This is a genomic window from Paraburkholderia tagetis (assembly GCF_022213065.1).
Lineage (GTDB): Bacteria > Pseudomonadota > Gammaproteobacteria > Burkholderiales > Burkholderiaceae > Paraburkholderia > Paraburkholderia tagetis.
Genome location: NZ_JAKLJA010000023.1, coordinates 17126 through 41190, shown reverse-complemented (window position 1 = coordinate 41190; position 24065 = coordinate 17126). Strand labels below are relative to the sequence as shown.

The following is a 24065-nucleotide window of genomic DNA, read 5'->3' as shown; positions in this document are numbered from 1 at the left end:
CAGTCACGCGCGGGCGCAATGCACGAGGCGCCCAATCGCACTGCTCGTCGCGAGGACCGCCCGCGTATCCTGCTGGAAATGCAGGATCGCCTCGAGGTGTACCTGGACGAGCCCGGCCGGTATCTGCCGACGCTCAACGTGGTGAACGGCAGTCATCGCCAGCAACGCCGCGAGCGGCGCATGGCATGCGTCCAGCTGCTGCGCGCGATGCTCAGCTACCTCGACCTGGCGAGCCAGCGTATCGGCATCCCGCAGCGCGACGGCGGCTTCATGAGCCTCACGCTGTCCTTCCTCGCCCGGCACGCGTGCCGGGCCGTGCGGTGGGCCGAGCGAGCGATGCGCGACCTGTTGCACGCCGGCCTGGTCACGGCGCAGCAAGGCCCCTGAAGAACCATAGCTGTGCACCTTGCCGTCTCTCCGGTCGCTTGTATGACCTGCAGGTTCAACGTCATCCGGGGTCCGCACGGGAACTCCCCGATTTAGGTGTGGCCGCCTGTCCGTTTGCCCCAATCTGGGCGTATGCCGCGGCGCACTGGCGGCCCCGGGGGCATGCGTGGAATGCGCCGCCCCGGTGAGTGCTTACTAACGTGACAGGGCGGGTGCACGCGCGAACGCCCAGGACAGGCGTGACCGCTGGGACCCCATCGCGCCTGGCGATTGTCCGGGCCGACGAAAAAACGCCCGCACAGGGGGCGCGGGCTTTGAGCGTGTGCGCGGGTCGGGGTGCCTCACGCACGCCTAGATTTTAGGCTAATCCTGAGGAATTACATTAATAAACGATGCAACCTATTGATTTATATTATAAATATGGTTGCCTGATAAGCGAGCGATTGCTCTATTTTGCGGTCGAAAATGCGACAATGCGTTATACGTTAAATTCAGGTCTAAGACAGTCTGGGCCATATTTGCGACTAACGGTCTGTTCTAGGCCCACCAAGCAACAGTTTTCGGGGCACCTGGGGCCGCAGGGTCAACATAGTTATCAAGGTCTGCAATCGCCATGGGCACCTGCGGTGACGCATGAAAATGCCTTCGCTACGTCGGTCCTTCGATGGCAGCCTGATCTTGCAGATAAAATTGGATAACTAATCAATTTGGGCGAGCTCACGATCTGACAATGGTCGGGCGGCTTTACTCTTTTGTGAAGCCCCGGTCTCCGCGAACGATATTCGCGGCCCATCAAATGCTCCCGCCGCTGATTGCTTGTCGGACGTCTGCGATGCGGACCTTTACACCGAGCCGTGGGAATTGCACGCTGCGCCCCTTGGGCGATACTTTGACCGCTTTCAGGTCGCGCGCGGTCGGCTGGCGATCAAGCGCTGCGAATTGTGGAAACCGGGTGATCGGGATGTGATACCTCACCCCGAGCGCGAATTCGACGCGCAGCTTACCCGCTTTCCTGGTGTAGCGTGCGCCTGCAATCTGCCAGATGTCCGACGCTTTCGGCTGCGTGGTTCGCTGAACGGTCAACTTGTAACCCATCGCGCCGACGATGCGCGCGATGGTATCGAAGCCGACATGCTTGTCGGTTAATGTCCGCTCGAAGGCCTTGCGCGTCATCCCTGCGCTGCGCACGATGTCCTTCACCCCCAATGCCCGCGCAACATTGCCGAGCGCTTGCTGGCACGACGCTGGGTCGCCCGCTTCGAACGACTGTGCGAGGTAGCGCAGGATGGCCTCTTCGTCGGTCAGGGAGCGTGCTGCGTCAAACGGTGTTGCTTTCGTCATGGTCTGAAAATGATGAAGCCCGCGATGCCGGATGGCTCGCGGGCTTTGTGCCGTGCAGATGGTGTCAGTGGAACTCACTGTCATCGCTCAACAGCCACGCCGGAATATCACGCTTGCCGTTGAGCACGCGCCAGACCTCGACGTGATCCTTGCGCTCAATGTAGAAGATCAGATGCGGGTAGCGATCGAGAGACCATGAGCGCAGGCCCGGTATGTCCAGCTCGTACGCGTAACGGGGAGAGCCGATGTTGGGGTGTTTGGCGAGATGAGCGTATGCCTGCTCGAGCTCTGCAATGAACCCGAGCGCTGCCTGTTCCGAGCCCTCGTCCACGAGGTAGTGGGTCAGCTCGTCTTCTACATCCTGCTTGGCCAGCCGGGTCGGGATGACGGGCTTGGCCGTCATTTGCGCGAAGTACGCACGCGGGCGCGCAGTGATTCGAAGTAGTCGGGATCGGCCGGATCCGCGAGGCCCGAAGTCGCTCCCTGCAGGATCATTGCGCGCAGGCGCTTGCGATCCTGATCCTTACGGATAAGTTCGCGGACGTATTCGCTGCTCGTGCCGTAGCCGCACTCGCCGACCTGCTCGTCGACGTATTCCTTCAGCGAATCGGGGAGGGAAATGTTCATCGTGCTCATGCGAACCAGTCTATCAGGCTTTGGCAAAATTTGCCAAGATCATCTTTCCGGAGATGTTCAGGTGTGGCCTGACCGGTCCGAATAGCGTTACCTGGCGCGGCTTTCCGGGAAATCGTGCGGGCGGCGATGGACTGTCTCCCCTGTCCGCTTCCAGGCCACTTGACGCCTTGTTAAGTGCTAAGCGTGGGATGGCTGGTCGTGCCCCGATGCTCTTGCTTAGCACCTCCGTTAAGACCGCGTTAGGCGCGTGAAGCTGATCGGTGACGATCTTGCGTGGCAGCGGGCATGAACGAAGCACGCGGATGAAAAACCGTTCGGCGGCCGCCTTGTCCCCCGTTTCTGCATCAGGATGCAGAGTTCGGCGCCACGTGTGGCGCGACAATCTGGATGAGAGACGCGCGACAAACAAGATGAGAATGTCCCGCCTCCGGTGAGCCGTGACGCGAAGTGCGAAGCCCGTAAAGTTGTCCATTCAACTTTGGTGAGTGATCATTCTGATGAGTATTTAAATATATACATATCATGTGAGTGGGCGCTCAAACATGGCATTGATCACCCACTTCAACCTTACACAAGGCCTTGCGGGGTAATTCCCGATATCGCCATAGTTGTCTATACAAGACAACGAATATGTGGCCTGCCTCACGACTCGTTTCGGTGGAGCGGCCGGTGTCCGTTTTAATTCGCTACGCGCCAGGTGGCAGGCTGGACGGGTAGCGAAGTACCTCGTGACGTCCGTTTGTCCTTGATCGGAGTGTCATCCGTGAAAAATTCTGGAGCTAGTTCTGTGGTGAGCGATAGAGAGAGTGGTGCCGGCGGCGCGTTGATCGAGTCCCGGTCGATTGATTTTATTCCTGACTCAGAGCGTCATGGCAGCCTGGCGAGCCAGTTCACGCTTTGGTTGTCAGCAAATTTGCAGATCACGGCGATTGTCACGGGCGCGCTCGCCGTCGTACTGGGCGGCGATGTCTTCTGGTCGCTGATCGCACTGTTGATCGGCCAGATGGTCGGCGGGGCGGTGATGGCGCTGCATGGCGCGCAGGGACCGCAGCTTGGACTGCCGCAGATGATCTCGAGCCGCGTGCAAATCGGCGTCTATGGCGCGATGATTCCCATCGTACTGGTCTGCCTGATGTATGTCGGCTTCTCGGCCAGCGGCTCCGTGCTGGCCGGTCAGGCCGTTGCACAGCTGCTCAATGTGGACGACGCGGCCGGTATTTCGATCTTTGCAGTCGTCATCGTGATCCTGACAATCCTCGGCTATCGCACCATCCACTTCATCGGGCGCATTGCGAGCGTAATCGGCGTTGCTGCGTTCGCGTTCATGTTCTCGACGCTCTTTGCGCACCACGACGTGGGCACGCTGCTCGCCAACCGGCACTTCTCGATCGCGAGCTTCCTGCTCTCGATGTCGCTGTCGGCCTCGTGGCAGATCGCCTTCGGCCCCTACGTGGCCGACTACTCGCGTTACCTGCCGCGCTCCACATCGTCGGTCGGCACGTTCTTCGCCGTGGGTCTCGGCTCGGTGATCGGCGCGCAGGCATCGATGGTGTTCGGCGTGTTCGCCGCGGCACTGGCGGGATCGCAGTTCGCGCATCACGAGGTGTCGTTCATCGTCGGCCTTGGGTCGTCCGGCGCGATTGCCGCGCTGCTGTACTTCAGCATTGCGTTCGGCAAGGTGACGGTGACGACGCTTAACGCCTACGGCAGCTTCATGTCGATGGCGACGATCGTGAGCGGCTTTCGCGGCCAACGCGCCATGTCCACGCGCCATCGCCTGCTCTACATCCTCGCGATGGTGGCCGCTTCGACCGCGCTCGCGCTGATCGGGCGTCATTCGTTCCTGAAGGAGTTCACGGCGTTCATTCTTTTCCTGCTCGCGTTCTTTACTCCGTGGAGTGCGATTAACCTCGTCGACTACTACTGCTTCACGAAATCGCGCTACGACGTCCCGGCACTCACGGACCCGAGCGGACGCTACGGCCGCTGGAACGTCATGGCGATTACGGTGTACGTGGTCGGCGTGGTCGTCCAGATGCCCTTCATTTCGACGAGCTTCTATACCGGTCCGCTTGTCGACGACCTGGGCGGAACGGACATCTCGTGGATTCTCGGCCTCGTGGTGCCCGCTGTGCTCTATTACGTCTGCGCCCGCGCCTCGGCACGCACCATTCCCGAACGCCTCATTCTCCCGGCCGACGTGCAGGAGCTGCCCAAACAGGCGCGCTGACTGTCGCCGGCATGCCGATCGGGCAGGCCCCTCCACCAGGCCTTGCCCGCCCGATCCGGTTGACCGAACGTCGAGCACCGGTTCTAGCTCTGGTGCTTGACGTTCGGCTTTTCCTTTGATGGAAATTCAAAACCAGTAAAGCGATTTTTTACTATAAAGTTAAATAGGACTGCGAATATATGAATCGCATCGAAAAGTTCATGGAATCGTCACGTCGTGCCGCGGGGCTGAAGGCAGGCTGTGCGACCATGCTGGCACTGGCATCGCACGGCGCCTTCGCGCAGGACGGGGTGACGCTGTATGGCTTGATCGACGAGTTCGCACAGTACGTGAACACGGGTAACGGCTACACGGCCGCACTGGGCTCGAACGGGCAATGGGCGAGTCGCTTCGGGGTGAAGGGTTCGGAGGACATCGGCGGCGGCCAGAAGATCGTCTTCGACCTCGAAAACGGCTTCAACCCGACCGACGGCAGCGTCGACAACCCGGGCTCGATGTTCAACCGCCAGGCCTGGGTCGGCATCTCGGGCGCGTGGGGGCAGGTGAGAGCGGGCCGCCAGAATTCGCCGCTGTTCTACGACCAGAGCGGGCAGGACGCATTCGGCGGGGTCACGCAGGCATCCGGCATGGACAACCTGACGGTCTTCGCATTTCGCACGAGCAACACGATCTCGTACATGAGTCCCGAAGTCGCCGGCTTCCAGGGCGGGATCTATCTGGGCTTCGGCGACGCCGGGGGGCTTCGCTCGGCGGGTTCAAGCCAGCAGGTCGACCTCACCTGGGAGCACGGACCATTCGCCGCCTTCGTGGCGGGGCAATGGCTCAAGAATGCGACCGCCATGACGACCGACCGCACGATCATGGCCGGTGCGTCGTACACGATCGGGAAGGCGACACTCTATGGCGGCTACTCGGGCGTCAAGTGGACCGACCTCGATATCCATACGGACGTCTACGGGCTTTCCGTGAAGTATCAGTTCAACACGGCCAACAGCCTGTCCGTCGGCTATGCCTACGCCCACGACAAGACCTCGCAGGGCAACAACGCCGACCAGGTGGGCCTGATGTACGAGTACGACCTGTCGAAGCGGACCAACTTCTACGGCGCGCTCTCTTTCCTGCGCAACCGCAACGAGGCGAGCTACACGCTTGCCGGCGCGGCCAACCCGGGCTTGCCGCTCGCGTATCCTGGCGCCGACGCGCGTGGGGTGCAACTCGGTATCGTGCACCGGTTCTAAACGCCGGAGCGCCCGGTCTGCGCCGCACCGGTTCTGGCATCGGTTGATTGAAGGGAGGCACCTGTGAGCAAGCGGATTTTTCCGGGCTGTTATGTCGTATCGGCTGCGCACGTGCTGCTGGCGCTGATATATGGCGCGGCGTACTCGCTCGGTGCTTTCATTGGACACCTGCAGTCGAACTTCGGCACCGGGCGCTTTCCGGTCGCGTCAGCTCTTTCGCTACCCGACCCGGACCATCGGACGATCAAGCGATGGAAGCGGCCCATGCTGGGATTCAAGACTTTTCGCTGGGCCCGGATCCTTCTGGCTGGCATCGAATTGAATGAAATGAACGCCTCCGTGCGCCGGTCAAAACCGGCAAGCTGTTGTGAATGAAAGAGTCATACGTTGAAGGTCTAGCCAGCCACAACGGCCTCGAGTCATGCGTGTGCGTCCGTAAGGACGTAGGCGAAGTGTTGGCAGAGGTACGCGTGGGCCAGGTATCGAGCTGCGAAATCCATTCGCCGCCATCGACCGGCTCGTGTAGCACTCGACGATCTTCGAGATGGACGTCGAAAGCTGCCGTCGTCGCACAGCCAGCGACAAATAGAACAACCGGGGCCGACAATCATCCAGCGACAAACATCAACAAGGAGTGACAACCATGACCGGCCGTGCTGCTTGAGCCCCGGGCTACCTCGATGCGCTTGATGCCTCGTCGCGCGAGGGGGCCTGGCACGCTACCACTGACTCACAACAGGACCGCTTGCTGCAAAAGCTCCAGCGCTTTCAACTCGTCCAGGCGACCGGTGCGTGCTTTCCCTGCCAGCGTCTTGAGCAAGGCTTCTGCTATCGGTTCAATACCGTGAAGGTTGTCCAGGCTGGTCACGGAAGCGAAGGGGAAAGCTACCGGGTTTCGCGGCGGTATTGCGCAGGCGGGGAACGTCTCAAGGGGTGCCGGTATGGCTGGCGGGGTCTTGCCATGACTTTCTTCAGGTGAGTGACCGGCAAGCTCTTCGGGAAGATCACTTACATGAACTTGCGGGCTGACGACGATCGTGTCTTGCTCTTCCGCGACATCCGCCGACACAGGTGAGGGGCTTTCCGAATCGCCCAGGGCGCGGGTCCGCCCGCGTCCCTTGTGCGCCTTCGCATCGGCGGACTTCCCTGGCACGCCATCGTTTGTTACGGGCGCAAGCGGCTCGTGTTGTTGAGCCGAAACGCGACCACGCGGAGCAGGGGCGAGCATAGGCGAGACCGACTCTGGAATCTCGGCCTCGGAGCGCGGGGTGTCCAGCCAGCCAGCTGGCAAACCAAGTCGCTCCGTGAACCGGTTGGCTTCGACACTGTCCATGCGCTTCTTGCCATGTAGCCGATGGGCCATGTTGGATCCACTCATCGCCATGACCACACCCAGTCTTGCTTTCGATCCGTTGCGACTCGTGAGAACGTGAAGGTTGGCGCGCCGGATGCTTTCTACCTCCGCGCCATCGTTCAGTGCCAGCGGTTGCTGTTGGGTCGTTTCAGGCGACGCCTTGTCCTTCGATGGCGAAGCTTTTGGCGGTGCATGAGGCTGAGTCTGTTCGCCCGTTTCGCCTCGACGATTCTTGACGGCCCTGGGCGATCGGGCAGTTGCTTTCTTCGACATGTGCGCTTCCTCGGACAAACTATTTTCAAAAAGGGGTTGCTGGCCGACGTCCAGGGCAGAAGCTGGCTCCAGTGCTTCAGACACGTCGTCTGCTCCGTCGTCCGATTGAATGAGGTCGAGCGGTGACTTCAGACGCGCGATGGTCTCGGCCGAGAGCCCAGGATTGGGCTGGTCAAAAAAGCCATGCGGTAACCCAAGCGTGGTTTCCATATGAAAGGCGGTCTCGGGCGTGAACCGCTCGCCGTTCAGGAGTTCGGCCACGCGCGTCATGCTGGATTCAAGGGCTATCGCGATATTCTCCGCGCCTACCGCATCGACCAGAAACTGAAACGATCGTGTTTTGAAAATGGAGGCAGTCTGGGTGGAGTCTCGGGGAGGCGCCTTCACATACGGTTGTCTCTGCCGGTTGGGCGGAGATTGCTTTTCGTGGCGAGGTTGGCGTTGGCCGCTGTCCCGGGATCCCGCATATCGCCCGCGGGCTTGACTCATAAAGTAGTGCTCCATGCAATCGTTGGCATCGTGAGTTTGCCATTATAGACAGCACGTCTCTCGCCCCTGCACGACGCGCTCGACGACGCCGGCGGCGCGCTACAGGGCTATGAAGCTTGCTCGCCCTTGCGGTCGCCTCGATGGCGCAGCTGGACCACCGAAGCAATCTGGAGCGAAGCTTCTGATGCACAGTACACGCACCTGGCCACCGGGAACGCGCTGACCGGGTCGTGCGTGTCCTATACAAAAGCGTGCACAATCGCGCGTCATGAATTACTCACGACCTCGACTTTGCCGTGTCGGTATGGGCGAGCTCTCGTAACCTTGCCCTGGGACGGTACGCATGCATGGACTTGCAGCGCGGCTCTCACTTCTTCACGTGCTCCTCGTCTGCGAGCCCAAAGTATCCCCTTCGGCCTTCGAGCCATGTGATTTCCCCGTCGTGGTCCTGGAGCGCGGTTAGCTCCACTTCGGTCAGATCAATGACTTGAAGACCACCGAGTTCGTGGAACTCGTCATCCGTCTCATGAAACTGCTGCACGCGAACTTTGGGCATTGCGCTCTCCCCGTGTCGTGAGTTGATTCTATTCATCCCCCATGTTTTCTGCTGGCTTTTTATTGTTCCTCCGTCCCTATAAGGATGGCCGCTTCCGCCTGACGTTTGCCTGTATAAGGTCGGGGGAAATTCGCCGAAAAATATCCCGCAAGGCGCCAAAAAAACAGCCAGCGACAACTGGAATCTCGCCTGTCTCATTGCTTAAAGTAAAAGGACGATAGCCGTCTGTGTTCAAAATTTCTATCGGCTTATTTATTAAATTAGGTATGCAGAATGACTGTGGCGAGGTGGCAATCGAGACGAGCAAATCCTGACAATTAATTCAGATACTTGATATATGAAAACTTATCATAATAGATCGATTGCTGAACCTAATTTTGAAGAAATCTTGAACTCGCCGCTCACGCAAGAAAATCTGTTTGACGAGCGGTCACTGGCGGCGCGCAAAGACGGCACCAGCGTTATTGATGGCGTTTAAGGAGTGTGGCGTTGCGATATCAGGTGACCAGGCAGAACTCGGCCAGATCGCTGGGCCGTAGCAGGTGCGGAGGAGGTTGCTGCACCAGCTGAGTCAGGACATCAATCGTCGCTGCCGGCATCCGGCGCTGACAGCCTCTTTCGATAGATCGTGTTACGAGAAACACCCAGCGCCCGCGCTGCGGCCGACACATTGCCGCCGTGCTGGGCCACGGCGGCCGAGATCGCGAGGGCTGCAACCTCCTGCAGGCGTGCGCCAGGTGGCGGCGTCAGATCAGAGCTGGCGGCCCTGGCTACCCCGGCTTGAACGTCCTCCAGAAAGTCATCCGGCAGATGCTCGACCCGAATTTCCCCGTCTTCATCGACCATTGCCGCAGCGGTGCGCATGAGATTGCCGAGCTGGCGAAAGTTGCCGGGCCAACGACATCGCTCGAAGAGGGCCACGACTTCCTGCGAGACGCTCAACGGGCGGCCGCTTGTGCGGTTCAGCGACTCCACTCTCAGCATGCTTTCGATCACATGCGCAAGGTCAGTTCTGTCGCGCAGTGGTGGCAGTTTCACCGCCAATCCGTTAAGGCGGTAGTAAAGGTCTTCGCGGAAGCGCCCCTGTGCAATCATTTCGCGCAGGTCCCGATGGGTGGCGCAAATGATCGCGATGTCGACGGGGATCGACTTCGCCGACCCGAGTGGATTCACGATCCTCTCCTGCAGCACGCGCAGCAGACGCACCTGGAGCGGGTAAGGCATGTCGCCGATCTCATCGAGAAAGAGCGTACCGCCATTGGCCTGCAAAATCCTGCCAACCGCGCCTTTGCGTTTTGCGCCGGTAAATGCGCCTTCTTCATAGCCGAACAGTTCGGACTCGATGAGGCTCTCCGGTATCGACGCACAATTGACCGCAACGAACGGTTCGGCGTGGCGCGGCGAGTCGTTGTGTATGGCCTGTGCGAGTAGCTCCTTGCCGGTACCCGTTTCTCCGGTCACGAGAAGCGGGATGTCTTTGCCGATGATTTTGCGGACTTTGGCGACGACAGCGGAGATTTGCAGATCACCCGTCTCGAGATGGCACAGGCGCGACTGACCCTCGCGTATTTTGGTCGCTGGCCGGAGGATCGCCGATGGCATCCCCGGCTCGGCGACGCAACCATCGCCGTTCGCCAGTGCCGGTTGCCTGAACGCGACATTGGCGCTAACGCACTGTCCATTTCGCAGCGAGAGCGAGAGAAGCAGTCCTTGGCTCGTACGCGCTTTATCGATCAAATCTGAGCCGGAGAGTCCGAACAGCGACGAGAGCGTATGCGCGCGCAGCCCCGCCAGTGTGAGGCCGAGCTGGATTTGCGCGCTGCGGTTTGCCGACAGGAAACGTCCGTCGGAGGTGAACGCCGCAATGCCTTCCATCAACGTGCCGAGAAACTCCGGACGTTCATGGAAGGCGATCTGCAAGGTGGTTCGAAAAGTCGTCGAAAAAAAATGGTTCTCGATAAGCTGAACCGACATTTTCGCCAGCGCCATGGTGTGCTGGTGGTAGCTGTGACGATCGCCGGTAACGTCGAGTACGCCGCTCAACTCGCCGTACGGGTTGAATATCGGCACACTGGAGCAAGTGAGGAACCGGTTTGCGGCGAGATAGTGCTGATCGCCGTGAACGACCGTGGGACGGCACTCCGCAATAGCGGTACCGATCGCATTGGTGCCCTGACGCGCCTCAGCCCAGTTTGCGCCCGGGCGCAGCGCGACTTTCTCGGCGCGCTTGAGAAAGCCGTCGTCGCCGATCGAATGCAGGATGAGGCCCTCGGCGTCGGTCAAGACGATCATGCTTTGCGTGTTGGTGATCTGCTCGCGAAGCGTCTCCATGACGGGTGCCGCGTGGACACACAGGATGCGGCTCTGTTCGCGTTTCAATGCAAGATCGGCCGCAGAAAGGACGTCATAATCCGGGCGCATCGATGTGCTCAGCCCGTAGGTTTGCGAGCGCTCGTGTGACTTCTGGATCGATGGCGTAAGCCAGCACGCTTCTATCGAAGCCGGCGCGATATCGCCGCGATCGGGATCGTCGAGCATTGTCTCCTCCTCCTGCGAATCCGGTCGAGGTGCCGAACCCTCACAGGCCAAACGGTAAGCCGGGATGGCGCCTGATTGCAGCGTCGTGCTTCAGGGTGCCATGGCGCATGGTGGCGCGCCGAAACGATTCCCTATTGATTTGCGTCAATAATTGCAATCATTAAGTACATACTGTGCGCAGCGCGATTTGACGTTCACGGCGCAGATTTCACTCACAAGCTCACGTTCCTGCCAGTGTCTTCATTTGTCTGAATAGCGGCCCTCGGGGTCGTAACACTGGATTCGCTGGCACAGGTTGCATGCGATGGCGAGACTTCTTGAACTCGGACAACCGCAGCTCTAGATTCGCACTGTTGCATCGCGGAACAGCTTTAGTCTGACCTGTTCCGAAAGATGAAAAGTACCGAAACGACTTCAACGACCACGTCGAATTGAGTGGCAACGTCTACTTCCGGCGTGCGCTCCCCCGACGCCCGAACGCTGCGTGTACTGCCCACAGAAGCAGAACAGTATCCGAACCGCTCGCTGCAGGTTGTACATTGTCGCGCGATATCGCGATTCTTAAACTTGATTCCAGATATCGAACAGGAGCGAACGATGCAGCCCGATCAATCACTCAGCCTTGCCGCTGCGACGCGGCATGCCCGATCATGAGCAGGCCCGAGACACGCTTCGTGGCGGGTCATGCGCGGCTGCCCCAGGGCATGGCGGCGCAGCACTTGTTCGAGTCGCTGAGCGTGACCGTTGAGATCGACGCGAAATATGCGGTCATCCTCGACGCGTCTTGCACGCTGGTTACGGAGCACGGGCGTACCTTCATTCGCGACCTGTTGCGCGGCCACAGCCTGCGCGACGGCGCAGCGCCGGTCGCCGAGCGTGTCCAGCGATGCTACATTGGCCGCGCTGGGCTCGCGCTCGTTGCTGCGCTCAAGGACTTGCACCTCCAGTACGAACGCAGCCTGTCCGAAGCGCCCGAGTCGCGTCCGGGGAGTGTTTCGCCCTCAGGGATGTAATGCTGTTAGCCAGGCTTATGCCTGTGCCGCGCCGGATCGTCTCGCATGCGTGCGTCTACGCGTGAGGGGGCCGGCGCCGCCTCTACACCTTGCTCCGCGCAGGCTGGCGCCTGCACCGACAGCACAGGTTCTCCGATTGCCATCCGCTGCGAGCTGTCGCGACGCGCCGTTCGGCGCGGGCCGGCAGGGACACCGTCACGGGCGCCATCTCGCCTGCTCTCATCCAGCACCCTCCCTCAAGGACAGACCATGCAACGAGAGCAGCTTTTCACGCGTCCTGCGTCCAGCCATGTTGCCGGTGATGCCGGCTTTCGCGTCCGGGCTCACGCGCACCACCAGCGGCTTTATCACATCGAGCTCGACGAGCACGTGCTTGCCGACTTCTTCGAATCGCACCGGCAGATGAGCAGCCAGCATCTGGAATATGTGCCGACCGCGCGCTTCGTGCTCGCAAAGGCGCTGGACGAGCGTCTGGGCGCCGGTTTCAGGCAGACGCTGCGCGCAATCCTGCATGAGCGCGACAACGGTGGCTTCACGATCGGCGTTCAGGGCGTGACATCAGATCCTGAGGACTACGTGAAGTTTGGCACAGCCATCGGCCACCTCATCGGGCCGGCGAATCACGATGCGATGTCAGGCACCTTCTATGCACGCTTCGTGGTCAAGTCCACCGATGCCAGCGATTCGTACCTGCGCCAGGCCTATCGTCTCTTCACGCTGCATACCGACGGCACGTTCGTCGACGAAGCAACGGATTGGCTGCTGATGATGAAGTTCTCCGAGCACCACGCACGCGGTGGCGAGTCGAGGTTGCTGCATCTCGATGACTGGGCGGACCTCAAGCGTTTCAGCGAGCATCCGCTCGGCGCGTATCCGTTCACCTACCGCTCGCCCGCGAGCAAGAACGTCGCGCAGTGCGTCGCTCGGCCAACATTCTTCAAGGTCAACGACCGCGAGTGCATCTGCTATATCGACCAATTCGTATGTCCTGAAAGCATCGAGCACGCCGCGTGGCTGCAGGCGCTATCCGATTCGATGGAGGCATCGGCGGGCACCGCGGCCCTGCCGCTGCCGATGGGGGATCTGATCGTGCTGAACAATCAGTTCTGGTTACACGGCCGCGCGCCGTTCGAGCGCGATGCGCAGTTGCAGCGGGAACTGATGCGCCAGCGCGGCCGCTTTTCTTCGCAGTGAGGGAGGGCGGCGATGAGCGAGACATACGACTTCGCGATCGCAGGCGGCGGAATCGCCGGGCTGGCAACGGGCGTTGCGCTGGCCGCGCGGTTCCCGGACGCCTCGATTCTGCTGCTCGAAAAAGAAGCGGCATGGGCGCGCCACCAGACCGGCCACAACAGCGGCGTGATTCACTCCGGCATTTACTATCGGCCAGGGAGCCTCAAGGCGAGGTTCGTGCACGAAGGGCGTCGCGCGCTGATCGATTACTGCGAGCGTCGCGGCATCGCACACGAGTTGTGCGGCAAGGTGATCGTTGCCACGCAGCCCGAGGAAGTGCCGCTCATGGAGGCGCTCGTAGCGCGCGGCCGGGAGAATGGCCTGGACGTCGAGGCGATCGGCCCGCAGGCGCTGCGCAAAATCGAGCCACACGTGCGCGGCTTGGGCGCACTGCGTGTGCCGGACGCAGGGATTGTCGATTACGCGAGCGTCTGCGAGAGCTTCGCTGAGCAGCTTGCGGCGCATGGTGCGGCGCTTCGGCTCGAGACGCCTGTCACCGGTATCCGGAGCGAGCGTGATGGCGTAGTGGTCAAGACGCCGTGCGATACGTACTTCGCCCGCTACCTCGTCAACTGTGCGGGCCTGCACAGCGATCGTGTCGCGCGCCTGGCCGGCGTCGACCCCGAAGTGCGGATCGTGCCGTTCCGCGGCGAGTATTACGTGCTCAAACCCGAGCGGCAGCATCTGGTCAGGCACCTCGTCTATCCGGTGCCCAATCCCGCGTTTCCGTTCCTTGGCGTGCACTACACGCGGATGCTCGGTGGCGGGGTGGAGGCCGGTCCGAATGCAGTGCTCGCGTTCGCGCGCGAGGGATACACAAAGCGCGACGTCAACGTGCGCGATCTGTCCGAGGTGATCGCCTTTCCGGGCTTCTGGCGGCTGTGCACCAAGCATTGGCGCGAGGGCGCGCGCGAGATGTATCGCTCGTTCAGCAAACGGGCGTTCGTGCGCAGCCTGCAACGGCTGATCCCGGAAATCGGGGGGCGATGATCTCGTGCCGGCTGCGGCGGGCGTGCGCGCGCAGGCATTGCAGGCCGATGGCGGCCTCGTCGACGACTTTCGTCTGGTTCAGACGCCGCGCGCGCTGCACGTCTGCAATGCGCCGTCGCCCGCCGCGACAGCGTCGATCGCCATTGGCCGGCACATCGCGCAGCGCGTGCCGGCGCCGTGACGCGGTAGCGCGCCGGCTCGGCGCGTGCGGGCACCACTATGGCTGAACGGGCTTGCTGCGTGTACTGGGTTCCCCCGCAGCACAGTCCGCGTGTATGGCCCGCAGCGGCAGCACAACACGCGTGCGCACGCGGCCCGCTGTGCATTGTCCGGCCAATTTTGCCTGCCTACTCTCGTTCTCATCCGTCACGGATCGGGCGCCTCATCGGTAGCCCGGATAAACACTTATCAGATGGAGACAGTAATGGCACGAGATGTCGATCCGATTACGCTTGCCGTCGTGCGCGGCGTGCTCGAGACCACTCAGCGCGAGATGACCATGACGCTGGAGAAGACCGCGCGCTCGAGTGTGTTCAACGTCGCACACGATTACAGCAATGCGATCTTCAACGAACGCCCGGAGATGGTCCTGCAAGGCCAGGATATTCCGATTCACCTCGGCGGGCTGATTCCAGCCATGAAGGAGGTCGCACGCTTCTTCGGTGACGACCTGCACGATGGCGACATCATTTACCACAACGACCCGGTCTACAAAGGCAGCCACATCGTCGATTGCTGCATGTACAAGCCGGTGTTCTACAAAGGCGAGCTGGTGTTCTGGACGGTGTGCAAGGGCCACGTGACCGACATCGGCGGTCCGGTGCCAGCGGGCTACAACCCGGACGCGAAGGAGATCTACGCAGAGGGACTGCGCATTCCGCCCGTCAAGCTGTGGGATCGCGGCGTCGAGCGCTACGACATGGTCAATTTCATGCTGAGCAACATGCGCTCGCGCCGCGACCAGGAGGGCGATCTGAAGGCACAGCTTGGCGCGGTCAACGTTGGCGCGCGCAACCTGATCGCGCTGCTCGACAAATACGGTGTCGAGACGGTGCGTTCCTGTATCGACGAGTTGATGGACATGGCCGATCGCCATATGCGCCAGATTATTCGTGCGGTCCCGGACGGCACCTATGAGGCGAGCGCGACTCTCGAGGATTCCGGCCACGGCTTCGGCGAGATCGTGATCAAGGCGACCGTGGACATCGCCGCGGATACGTGCAGAATCCGCATCGAGAGCCCGCCGCAAATTCCCTATTTCATCAACTCCTACGAAGGCAATTCGATCTCGGGCGTCTACCTTGGCCTGATGATGTTCGCCCAGCTCGATCCGCCGTACAACGAGGGGCTCTACCGCTGTGTGAGCGTCGATCTTGGACCCAAGGGGACGTTGTGCAACGCACGCGAGCCCGCGCCGCACGTGAACTGCACGACGACGCCAATGGAAACGCTCGCCGACGCGGTGCGCCTTGCGCTGGAAAAGGCGCAGCCCGAACGCGCTGTGGGCTCCTGGGGGCATTCCAGTGGGGTGAACATTGCGGGACACGATCAAAGAAATGATGAGGAATACGTCACGATGGTGTTGGCGTCACTCGTGTCGGGGGCGGGCGCGACCGGCTACATGGACGGCTGGCACGCGTGCGGTCCGCAGTCCTGTTTCGGCGCGCTTTATTCCGGCGACATCGAGACGCTCGAATACTCGTATCCCATCCTGATCCATCGTTACGGGCTGGTCACGGACAGTGCCGGGGCGGGCCAATATCGCGGCGGCAGCGGCACGGTCTGGGAGGTCGAGCCGATCGGCCATGAGATGACGGTTGTGAGCTTCGGGGAAGGGCGCAAGCTGCCGGCGATCGGCGCCAACGGTGCATCGAGCGCCTTGCCGCAGACCAAGCTCGGCCGGGTCGATCTGAAGCGCCACGGCAAGGTGATCGAATCGCATCAGGAAAACGCGGTGATGACGGTGCGCGACGGTTATTGCCTCGCCACGTACAACCCCGGTGGCGGCGGCTGGGGCTCGCCGCTGCTGCGCGATCCCGAGCAGGTCGCGACAGACGTGCGCAACGGGATTGTTTCGATTGGCGCGGCGCGCGCCGAGTACAGGGTGGTGATCGACGAAGAGAGTCTGCGCGTGGACCGCGCGGCCACCGATGTGCTGCGCGCCAGCAGCCGCTAACCGCAAGACGAAGGAGATGACATGAACAGCAAGCAATATCGCCTGGGCGTTGATGCAGGCGGCACATTTACGGATTTCGTTCTCGCGGACGGCGCAGGTCAGATGCGCCTGTTCAAGGCCACGTCGACGCCCGAGGACGGCACCCGCGCCATTGCGGACGGCCTCGGACAGATTGCGCAGGCGCTTGGCCAGCCGGTCGGGCAAATCCTTTCGAATCTGGACCTGTGCGTCAACGGCACGACGGTCGCGCTGAACGCGCTGATCCAGCACAAGGGTGTGAAAACCGGGCTTATCTGCACGGCCGGTCATGAGGACTCGCTCGAAATCCGCCTTGGGCACAAGGAGGAGGGCCACCGCTACGACGCCTGCTATCCGGCCGCGAAGATGCTCGTCGAGCGCTACTTGCGCAGACCGATCCGCGAGCGCGTCCTCGCGGACGGCACCGTGCACACGCCGCTGAACGAGGACGACGTGCGCGCCGCGTGCGAACTGTTCCGCCGCGAAGGCGTGGAAGCCGTCGCGATCTCGTTCTTATGGTCGGTGGCCAATGGTGCTCACGAGCGGCGCGCCGCACAGATCGTGCGCGAGATGTTGCCTGATGTCTACGTGTCGGCAGGGCTTGAAGTGTTTCCGCAGATGCGTGAGTACACGCGCACCTCCACGACCGTAGTGAACGCCTATCTTGGACCCGTGCTGTCGCGTTACGTAAGCCGTATCGAACGGTTCTACCTTGATAACGGCGTTCAGTCGCCGGTGCGCTTCTATCAATCGAACGGCGGCATGGCGTCGCCGGCCGCGATGGCCGCGCGCGCCGTCAATGCGATCAACTCGGGGCCGGCGTCCGCGCCGCGCGCGGCGCTGTTCGTCGCCAGGCCATTTGGTTACCGCAATCTCATCACTGTCGACATGGGCGGCACGTCGTTCGATATCACGCTGACGAAGGACGGCGCGACGAACGTGAGCAAGGACATCGATTTTCTGCGCTACCGCATCGGCACGCCAATGATTCAAGTCGAGACGCTTGGCGCGGGCGGTGGCTCGATTGCGTGGATCGACGCGATGGGGCTGCTGAAGGTTGGCCCGCAGAGCGCGGGCGCCGTGCCTGGACCGGCGTGCTACATGCGCGGCGGCGTGGAGCCGACGGTAACCGACGCGAACGTCGTGCTCGGCTATCTGAATCCGGAGTCGCTGCTCGGCGGCCGCGTGACGATCGACGGCAACGCTTCGCATGCCGCAATCGAAACGCAGATCGCCAAGCCGCTCGGGATCGGCGTTGGCAAGGCGGCATACGGCATCTACAACATCGTCAACGTGAACATGATCAACGGTATCCGGCGGGTGTCGATCGAGCGCGGCTATGACCCGCGCGACTTCGTCCTGATCGCCGCTGGTGGCGCAACCTCGCTGCACATCGCGGGCCTCGCGCGCGAGATCGGCGTCAAGACGGTGCTGGTCCCCAAGCTGGCCTCGGGTCTGTGCGCGTTCGGGCAACTGCTTTCCGACGTCAAATACAACTACATGGCGGCGTGCCCGATGCGCATCGAGCCGCACACTTCGTTCGAGCGTGTGCAGCGGCAGTTCGAGCGGCTCGAGGCCGACGCGCTCGCCGCGCTCGAAAGCGAGGGCTTCCCGCGCGAGCGCATTCAGGTCGAGCGCCAGCTCGACATGCGCTATTGCGGGCAGGTGCACGAGTGCTCGGTGAACATCGGCGCCATGGAGGTGAGCGATGAGACCATCGGCCGCATCCGCGAGTTGTTCGACGATCGGCACAAGCAGCTCTTCACGTACGCGGAGCCGGAAAGCCAGGTGGAGATCGTGAACATCGAAAGCACGGTGTATGGCGTGCTCGACCAGCCGCCAGTGCAAACCATCGAAACCGGATCGGGTGACGTGGACCTCGCCATCAAGGCGCGGCGCAGCATGATCTTCGGGTGCGGGCAGGACATCGAAACCGTGCATGCGCCGGTCTACGACGGCACGTTGCTGGGTGCGGGCGACGTGATCGCCGGACCCGCGGTCATCGAGGAGGTGACGACCTCGATTGTGTTGCCGCCGCAGTGGAGTGCGTGCCTTGACGCTACGGGCGTCTATGTCCTGACGGACGCTTCAGACGCGGTCTGATGCGCAACGGCCTGGCGGGCCGTGTGTCGCGCGGCTCGCCAGACGATGGGGCAAGTGGGTGTATGCGCTTGCCCATTTTATTCAATTTATTTCGGAGGACTTATGGAGCTGAAAGCCAATGCGGACAAGCACGATGGCAGCTATGCCGCAAGCCCGGTTCCGGACGATGCGCGCATGTCGAGAAGCTCGTTGACGATGGCGTGGTGGGCAATTTGCAGCGCGATGTTCTGGCTCGTGGTGTCCGCCACGCTCGCGATTCATTTCGGTACCGTCAATGCGCTGATCGGGCTCGCGCTGTCGGTCGCTGTCTACAGCGTGATCAACCGGGTGATCGTGCGGTTCGCGATCTCGAGCGGATTGTCGGTCGCGCTCTTTTCGCGCGTCGTGTTCGGCAGCTTCGGCGCGCCGCTTGCGACACTGATCTTCTTCGCAACGGCGATTTACTATGCGCTGTTCGAAGGCTCGGTGATCGCCATCGCGATCAACGCTTACTTTCCGGCCGTCTCGTTGCATCTGGCCTATCTAATCGTCGTGACCTATAGCGTGCTGCTCGTGTTCGGCAGCGTGCAGCGCTGGCTCGACAAGTTCAACGGCGTGTTGCTGCCGTTCTACCTGATAGGCCTCGTTGCCGCGCTGATCGCCGCGTTTGCCGCGAGCGGCGAGCACAGTGCCTGGTTGCATCTCGGCCCGGCAGGAGGCGCGCCGGCGCATGGCTGGTGGAACTGCTTCACTGCGTTCATGGGCGTATGGATTCTCATGATGTACACGTGGGACTACGCGCGCTTTGGCAGGAAGCAGGATGCCGGCTATCACGCGAACCTCAACTTCGGTTGGCTCTTCTACACGTTCACTTTCCTCTGCAACGGCGTGGCGGGCATCTTTCTCGCGGGCACGCTCGCGACTCAGGGCGCGTTAAGCGAGGTGTCGGTCGTGATGGCATTGCTCAAGCTGATGGGTTTCGGTGGGCTGTTGTTCGTCTGGGTTACGCAGACGCGCATCAATACGGCGAACTTCTACCTTGCGTCGACGAACATGCACGCGTTCTTTCAAAGTGCGATCGGTCTGGATTTGCCGAAATTCGTCTGGTCGATCGTGGCCGGCGCTCTCGTCTACGCGCTCATGCTCACGAACGTCTTCAGCTTCATCCTGCAGGCGCTCTCGTATCAGGGGATCTTCGTCGTTGCGTGGGTGGCGATCGCGCTCACGCATATCGTGTCGCCGCATTATGACGAGATTTTTGGCGGTCAAATCGAATATCGCCGCGAGCGCGTGGTCGCGCTCAATTTGTGCGGGCTCGTGGCCTGGCTCGCAGCAACGGCGATCGGCATCGCGCTGCTCGAATTCGGCGGCACTGTCGCGACGTTCTCCGCCCCTGCTGCGGCTGTGAGCGCGGCGTTCGTCTATCGCGCGGCCCTGTCGCTCGCGGGCAAGGGGGCATTCGTGCGCGATGTGGCGCTCTAAGGGTTCACGCGGGGCGATTGCAGGTGCAATGGCCTCGCGCCATGAACACCGATTCAACATCAAATCAACATGGAAGAGACAATGAAAAAATACCTGAGTGTGGGGCTGCCGCTGGTTCTGCTGGCAGGCGGTGCGCACGCGCAGAGTTCGGTCACGCTGTACGGCGTGGTCGATCTCGGCATCGACTATGCGAACAATGTGGTGAGCGCGAACAACGGTCAGGCCGTGGCGGGCAGCGGCGGGCGGCTCGTGCAGATACAGAGCGGCGTGCCGCTTGGCAGCCGCTGGGGCCTGAAGGGCACCGAGGATCTGGGCGCGGGCTTGAGCGCGATCTACCGGCTCGAAAGCGGCTTTGACGCCGCCAACGGTCAGGCGGGGGGCGGGCTTGCGTTTTCACGCAACGCCTACGTTGGCATCCAGTCCGTTCAATACGGTACGCTGACACTCGGGCGGCAATGGGATGCGAATGTCGATCTGCTGGAATCGTTCACGCTGAATGGGCAATACGGCGGCTGGTACTTCGCACACCCGAACGACATGGACAACCTCGACAATGGCTTCTCGGTGCCCAACGCGATCAAGTATGCGAGCCCGACGATGGCGGGCATCACGTTCGAGGGCCATTATTCGCCCGGTGGCCACGCGGGCGCTTTTTCGACCGATTCGACCTGGAGTGCCGCAATCGCCTACGCGGGCGGCGCGTTTGGCGCGGGTGTCGGCTATCTGCATGTCGACGATCCGGTGACCGCAGTCGCGGGCTACACGTCGGGCGGCGGCTTCACCAACGCGATATACGGCGACGCGCTTGCGCGCGCCCGCAGCCAGAGTGTGCTCGCGGCGGGCGCATCGTACACGTTGGGCTCGCTCAAGGTATCGGCGGACTTCTCCGATACCGCGTTTCGCTCGGCGCTCGGCGGCGGCGACATGACGTTCCAGAATTACGAAATCTCGGGCACGTACTCGGTTACGAGCGCGTTGCTCCTTGGGGCGGGTTTCACGTATACGATCGGGCACGCGCACGCGAGCGACACCACGCCGAAGTATCAGCAGGTCAATCTGATCGCGCAATACGCGCTCTCCAAGCGGACTTCGGTCTATGCGATGGGGGCGTTCCAGAACGCGTCGGGCGCGGCGGCTGTGGCGCAGATCGCCGGCTTCAACCCATCGAGCACGAGCCGGCAGGTCGCGGCGCGGCTCGGCGTGACGCACCAGTTCTAACAGGCGCAGGCGAGGCACGAAGATGGCGCTGGCGGTTTTTGCACGCTTGCGCCACGCTACGCTACGCGAGCGCGAGGAACTCGAACAGTCCATCGTGCTCGCAATAGCCGACATTGAATCGCAGCCAGGGCGTAGCCGCCTCGTCGTGCGCGAACAGGTGGCCGGGCGCGAGATAGATGTCCTTGTCGAGCGCGCGGTTCGAGAGGTCGCGCGAATCTTCATGGGACGGATGGCGCGCCCAGACAAAAAGCCCATCGTGCGCGTCGTTGAACAACACCATGCCGGCCTGAACGAGCTTGCGCCGCGTCTCGTCCTGCGCACGCGAGAGGTTATCGCGCAGCCCCTTGAGATGCTTGCGATGGCGGCCGTCGGTCAGCAGTTGATAGACGAAGCGCTCGGCGATCTCCGAGCTCGTGAGGCCTGTGATCATCTTGAACTGCGTGAGGTCCTCGATGAGGTCCGGATGGGCGGCGATATAGCCGACGCGCATGGCCGGAGAGACCGTTTTCGAAAAGCTGCCGAGATAGATCACGCGCTCGAGTTGGTCCATGCTTGCAAGAGGGCGGCGTGCCGCACTGTCGAGATCGGCGCACACATCGTCCTCGACGATCAGGAAGTCGTGGCGCGTGGCAAGCTGGAGCATCCGGTGCGCGGTCGCAGTCGAGCACGACGCGCCCGTTGGGTTGTGCAGGCGCGGGTTCGTGAACCAGGCGCGCGGCTTGTGCTCGCGCAGCAACTGTTCGAGGGCCGCGATGTCCGGGCCAAGCGGCGTCCATGGCACACCGACGATATTCGCGCCAAGCCGCTTCAGGTGCAGGAACAGCAGGCTGTAACCGGGCGTATCGACAAAGACAGTGTCGCCCGGCTTGATGAGCAACTGGATCAGGAGGCCGAGCGCGTGCGCGGCGCCGCTGGTCATCAGCAACTGCTCCGGCGGGCAGAAGACCTCTTGCTGGTTGAGCCAGTCGGAGATTTTCCAGCGCAGTGGTAGATATCCCTTGGGCATGCCGTAGCTGGCCATCGTCCCGTTCGTATGGATGGACATGTTGCGCATTGCACGGCGCAGGCCTTCGTCGTCCAGCCAGCGCGGTGGAATCCAGCCGCAGCCCGGATTGATTTCGACATGATGGTTTTGCCAGATGCGGTTGAGCATCCAAAGCGAGTCGAAACCCGTGGTTTCGTCGCCGTGCGCGTCGTGATGGCGCCGTACGCCGTGCTGAAAACTGCGCACGTAAAATCCGGCATTCTGGCGTGGCACCAGCAGGCCATCAGCGACGAGCCGGTCATAGGCATCGACCACGGTCGATACGCTGACGCCATGCGATTCCGCGAAGCTGCGGATCGACGGAATCTTCATGCCGGAGTGGAGCTTGCCGTCTTCGATCAGCGTGCGAAAGTGATCGACGACGCGCTGCACGAGCGAGCGGGACGTATCGGGCATGGTCGTATACACGGCATCTCTCCTCTTTTTCCAGGGTGCCGCGGGGCCGCACGCAATCCAGCAGTACGGAACCCGTTGATTGGCACTCTACAAAGCGGAAAAGGCGCTCACTTGCACAGTGGCGCCCAAAAGATTGGACTGGGGCGGCCTGATGGTGGGCAAACGACGTCCGATCCCACCAAGGCTTTTGTCAGGAGAATGCGGGCCGCGCAGTGCCGCTTACGCCGAAGCTTGCGAAGCGTCGCCTTCGTACTGGGCGGGCGAGACACCCGTGGCCTGGCGGAACACGCGGCTGAACCAGGCGGGATCGGAGAAGCCCACCGCATACGCGATCTGCGTGACGCTCAGGCGCAGTTGTGCGCGGCGCGCGAGAAGACGTTTTGCTTCGAGAATGCGTCGCTCACGGATCGTCGCCGAGACAGTCTCCCGCCGCTCCGAGAATATCTTCTGCAGATAGCGCTCGGATACGCCGGTCGCGCGCGCGACGCCGGACGGTTCGAGCGCCGGATCGCAGAAGTGCTGTTCGATGACCCGCAAGGCCCGCTGCCGGTGTGCGCTGCGCACGGAAGTTTCGCTGGTGGTGTCGTCGGCGCCAAGGAGCGCCATCACCAGCAAGTCGAGCAGATGCTGCTCCACGCGGTCATGGTGCGCCGACAGAAGCCCAGGACCATGCTGGCCATACGAGGCCGCGAAATCGAGAAAGAGCGCCACGAGTGGCTGGCTCGGCTCGCATGTTTTCGCGACCCAGTCGTCGAGGCTTGGCAGGCGTGCGCGCAGCGAGCGGCACGGGATGCGCAGCGTGCGCACTTCATTGCGCTGTGCAGTCTCGAACGTGTAGGCCTCGGCGCCGTTGACGACAGTAAAGCCACCCGGACGCACGACGCCTTCGCGGCCGCGCTGTGCAACCCGCACTGGCGCTTCCCGCGGTATTTCCACGACGTAGAAGTCGCGCCCGTCCGGCATGGCACGCGACGCGCGGCGCTCGGTCAGCATTGCATCGGTCTTCAGCGTGCACGCGCGTATGTTGCCGATATCGACGCGCGTGAGCAGGCCAGAGCGAAAGTCGCGGCCAACCTTCACGTCGAGCGGGAAGTAATTGTCGTGGAGTATCTCGAACCAGGCCTGTACGCCGGTGCGAGGCCGCCCGGGAGCGGTGGTGAGATCGAAGTTGAATGTGCGGGCCGGCGACGCACCGTTCGCGACGATCCAGCCATTCTCGGTCATGCTCGTCATCTCCTTGCTGATAGGGGCCGCCGAGCGCACATGAGTCGAGCACCGGGCAGCAATACTGGGCAACGCTATCGCCTTGTCGATGCACACGCAATCCGGATCGGCCCCGGGGCGGTACTGAGGGAATTGGCAGGGGGGGT

At 61.9% G+C, this 24065-nt stretch carries 20 protein-coding genes and 2 pseudogenes; 13 read left to right on the top strand and 9 right to left on the bottom strand.

From position 1 onward, the window contains the following. Positions 1-18: 18 nt before the first annotated feature. The gene (locus L5014_RS23475; RefSeq protein WP_238466150.1) at positions 19-387 is read left to right on the top strand and encodes a hypothetical protein; all 369 of its coding nucleotides are present in this window, start codon (positions 19-21) and stop codon (positions 385-387) included. A 792-nt stretch (positions 388-1179) separates the two neighbouring features. On the opposite strand, the gene L5014_RS23470 is transcribed toward L5014_RS23475, so the two are convergent. The 4 genes and pseudogenes from L5014_RS23470 to L5014_RS23455 form a co-directional block, all read right to left on the bottom strand. Then, the gene (locus L5014_RS23470) at positions 1180-1806 is read right to left on the bottom strand and encodes an addiction module antidote protein (protein ID WP_238466149.1); all 627 of its coding nucleotides are present in this window, start codon (positions 1804-1806) and stop codon (positions 1180-1182) included. Next, complete coding sequence (locus L5014_RS23465; protein ID WP_238466148.1) at positions 1793-2131, bottom strand: type II toxin-antitoxin system RelE/ParE family toxin; 339 nt, start codon at positions 2129-2131, stop codon at positions 1793-1795. The genes L5014_RS23470 and L5014_RS23465 overlap by 14 nt, the downstream gene beginning before the upstream one ends. Further along, positions 2128-2364, bottom strand: coding sequence for a type II toxin-antitoxin system ParD family antitoxin (locus tag L5014_RS23460; protein ID WP_134760263.1), 237 nt, complete (start codon positions 2362-2364; stop codon positions 2128-2130). Before L5014_RS23460 ends, L5014_RS23465 begins: the two co-directional genes overlap by 4 nt. Positions 2365-2607: 243 nt before the next feature. Then, a pseudogene (locus L5014_RS23455) lies at positions 2608-2730 on the bottom strand (IS6 family transposase); the annotation flags it as partial. A gap of 457 nt (positions 2731-3187) precedes the next feature. On the opposite strand from L5014_RS23455, the gene L5014_RS23450 reads away from it, so the two are divergent. From L5014_RS23450 to L5014_RS23440, 3 genes and pseudogenes are all read left to right on the top strand, one after another. Continuing rightward, on the top strand, positions 3188-4594 hold the full coding sequence (locus L5014_RS23450; RefSeq protein WP_238466277.1) for a purine-cytosine permease family protein: 1407 nt from the start codon (positions 3188-3190) through the stop codon (positions 4592-4594). Positions 4595-4842: 248 nt separating this feature from the next. After that, entirely contained in the window at positions 4843-5832 is a 990-nt protein-coding gene (locus L5014_RS23445; protein WP_238466275.1) for a porin, read from the top strand. 228 nt (positions 5833-6060) lie between these two features. Beyond that, positions 6061-6162 (top strand): annotated as a pseudogene (locus tag L5014_RS23440) (IS6 family transposase); the annotation flags it as partial. A gap of 400 nt (positions 6163-6562) precedes the next feature. On the opposite strand, the gene L5014_RS23435 reads toward L5014_RS23440, so the two are convergent. Beyond that, positions 6563-7948 carry a hypothetical protein gene (locus L5014_RS23435; protein ID WP_238466146.1) on the bottom strand — a complete coding sequence of 462 codons (1386 nt, stop codon included), beginning with the start codon at positions 7946-7948 and terminating at the stop codon, positions 6563-6565. Between the two features lie 367 nt (positions 7949-8315). Beyond that, entirely contained in the window at positions 8316-8504 is a 189-nt protein-coding gene (locus tag L5014_RS23430; RefSeq protein ID WP_133197133.1) for a hypothetical protein, read from the bottom strand. 337 nt (positions 8505-8841) lie between these two features. Between L5014_RS23430 and L5014_RS23425 the strand changes: the two genes are divergently transcribed. Then, complete coding sequence (locus L5014_RS23425) at positions 8842-8982, top strand: hypothetical protein (protein WP_238466144.1); 141 nt, start codon at positions 8842-8844, stop codon at positions 8980-8982. A 101-nt stretch (positions 8983-9083) separates the two neighbouring features. Here the strand turns inward: L5014_RS23425 and L5014_RS23420 are convergent, their stop codons facing one another. After that, positions 9084-11042: a sigma-54-dependent Fis family transcriptional regulator gene (locus L5014_RS23420; RefSeq protein WP_238466143.1), complete on the bottom strand. Its 1959-nt coding sequence runs from the start codon at positions 11040-11042 to the stop codon at positions 9084-9086. Between the two features lie 650 nt (positions 11043-11692). Here L5014_RS23420 and L5014_RS23415 point away from each other — a divergent pair. The 8 genes from L5014_RS23415 (at position 11693) to L5014_RS23380 (ending at position 21254) form a co-directional block, all read left to right on the top strand. Continuing rightward, complete coding sequence (locus L5014_RS23415) at positions 11693-12055, top strand: DUF3870 domain-containing protein (RefSeq protein ID WP_238466142.1); 363 nt, start codon at positions 11693-11695, stop codon at positions 12053-12055. 249 nt (positions 12056-12304) lie between these two features. Next, complete coding sequence (glaH, locus tag L5014_RS23410; protein WP_238466141.1) at positions 12305-13249, top strand: glutarate dioxygenase GlaH; 945 nt, start codon at positions 12305-12307, stop codon at positions 13247-13249. Positions 13250-13261: 12 nt separating this feature from the next. Continuing rightward, positions 13262-14278, top strand: coding sequence for an L-2-hydroxyglutarate oxidase (lhgO, locus tag L5014_RS23405; RefSeq protein ID WP_238466140.1), 1017 nt, complete (start codon positions 13262-13264; stop codon positions 14276-14278). A 4-nt stretch (positions 14279-14282) separates the two neighbouring features. Next, on the top strand, positions 14283-14459 hold the full coding sequence (locus L5014_RS23400) for a hypothetical protein (protein WP_238466139.1): 177 nt from the start codon (positions 14283-14285) through the stop codon (positions 14457-14459). Between the two features lie 243 nt (positions 14460-14702). Then, positions 14703-16454: a caprolactamase subunit beta gene (gene capB / locus L5014_RS23395; RefSeq protein ID WP_238466137.1), complete on the top strand. Its 1752-nt coding sequence runs from the start codon at positions 14703-14705 to the stop codon at positions 16452-16454. Positions 16455-16475: 21 nt separating this feature from the next. Then, the gene (gene capA, locus L5014_RS23390) at positions 16476-18575 is read left to right on the top strand and encodes a caprolactamase subunit alpha (protein ID WP_238466135.1); all 2100 of its coding nucleotides are present in this window, start codon (positions 16476-16478) and stop codon (positions 18573-18575) included. A 102-nt stretch (positions 18576-18677) separates the two neighbouring features. Continuing rightward, a complete protein-coding gene (locus L5014_RS23385) occupies positions 18678-20036 on the top strand; it encodes a purine-cytosine permease family protein (protein ID WP_238466134.1) in 1359 nt (452 codons plus the stop codon). An 81-nt stretch (positions 20037-20117) separates the two neighbouring features. Beyond that, complete coding sequence (locus L5014_RS23380; RefSeq protein ID WP_238466133.1) at positions 20118-21254, top strand: porin; 1137 nt, start codon at positions 20118-20120, stop codon at positions 21252-21254. 61 nt (positions 21255-21315) lie between these two features. On the opposite strand, the gene L5014_RS23375 is transcribed toward L5014_RS23380, so the two are convergent. Next, on the bottom strand, positions 21316-22707 hold the full coding sequence (locus L5014_RS23375; protein WP_238466131.1) for an aminotransferase-like domain-containing protein: 1392 nt from the start codon (positions 22705-22707) through the stop codon (positions 21316-21318). 207 nt (positions 22708-22914) lie between these two features. Next, on the bottom strand, positions 22915-23919 hold the full coding sequence (locus L5014_RS23370) for an AraC family transcriptional regulator (RefSeq protein ID WP_238466130.1): 1005 nt from the start codon (positions 23917-23919) through the stop codon (positions 22915-22917). Positions 23920-24065 lie beyond the last annotated feature (146 nt).

Coding starts and splice junctions, on each gene's coding strand:
- L5014_RS23475 (WP_238466150.1), top strand. CDS start 19: ATGCACGAGGCGCCCAATCGCACTGCTCGTCGCGAGGACCGCCCGCGT.
- L5014_RS23465 (WP_238466148.1), bottom strand. CDS start 2,131: ATGACGGCCAAGCCCGTCATCCCGACCCGGCTGGCCAAGCAGGATGTA.
- L5014_RS23460 (WP_134760263.1), bottom strand. CDS start 2,364: ATGAGCACGATGAACATTTCCCTCCCCGATTCGCTGAAGGAATACGTC.
- L5014_RS23445 (WP_238466275.1), top strand. CDS start 4,843: ATGCTGGCACTGGCATCGCACGGCGCCTTCGCGCAGGACGGGGTGACG.
- L5014_RS23435 (WP_238466146.1), bottom strand. CDS start 7,948: ATGAGTCAAGCCCGCGGGCGATATGCGGGATCCCGGGACAGCGGCCAA.
- L5014_RS23430 (WP_133197133.1), bottom strand. CDS start 8,504: ATGCCCAAAGTTCGCGTGCAGCAGTTTCATGAGACGGATGACGAGTTC.
- L5014_RS23425 (WP_238466144.1), top strand. CDS start 8,842: ATGAAAACTTATCATAATAGATCGATTGCTGAACCTAATTTTGAAGAA.
- L5014_RS23420 (WP_238466143.1), bottom strand. CDS start 11,042: ATGCTCGACGATCCCGATCGCGGCGATATCGCGCCGGCTTCGATAGAA.
- L5014_RS23415 (WP_238466142.1), top strand. CDS start 11,693: ATGAGCAGGCCCGAGACACGCTTCGTGGCGGGTCATGCGCGGCTGCCC.
- glaH (WP_238466141.1), top strand. CDS start 12,305: ATGCAACGAGAGCAGCTTTTCACGCGTCCTGCGTCCAGCCATGTTGCC.
- lhgO (WP_238466140.1), top strand. CDS start 13,262: ATGAGCGAGACATACGACTTCGCGATCGCAGGCGGCGGAATCGCCGGG.
- capB (WP_238466137.1), top strand. CDS start 14,703: ATGGCACGAGATGTCGATCCGATTACGCTTGCCGTCGTGCGCGGCGTG.
- capA (WP_238466135.1), top strand. CDS start 16,476: ATGAACAGCAAGCAATATCGCCTGGGCGTTGATGCAGGCGGCACATTT.
- L5014_RS23385 (WP_238466134.1), top strand. CDS start 18,678: ATGGAGCTGAAAGCCAATGCGGACAAGCACGATGGCAGCTATGCCGCA.
- L5014_RS23380 (WP_238466133.1), top strand. CDS start 20,118: ATGAAAAAATACCTGAGTGTGGGGCTGCCGCTGGTTCTGCTGGCAGGC.
- L5014_RS23370 (WP_238466130.1), bottom strand. CDS start 23,919: ATGACCGAGAATGGCTGGATCGTCGCGAACGGTGCGTCGCCGGCCCGC.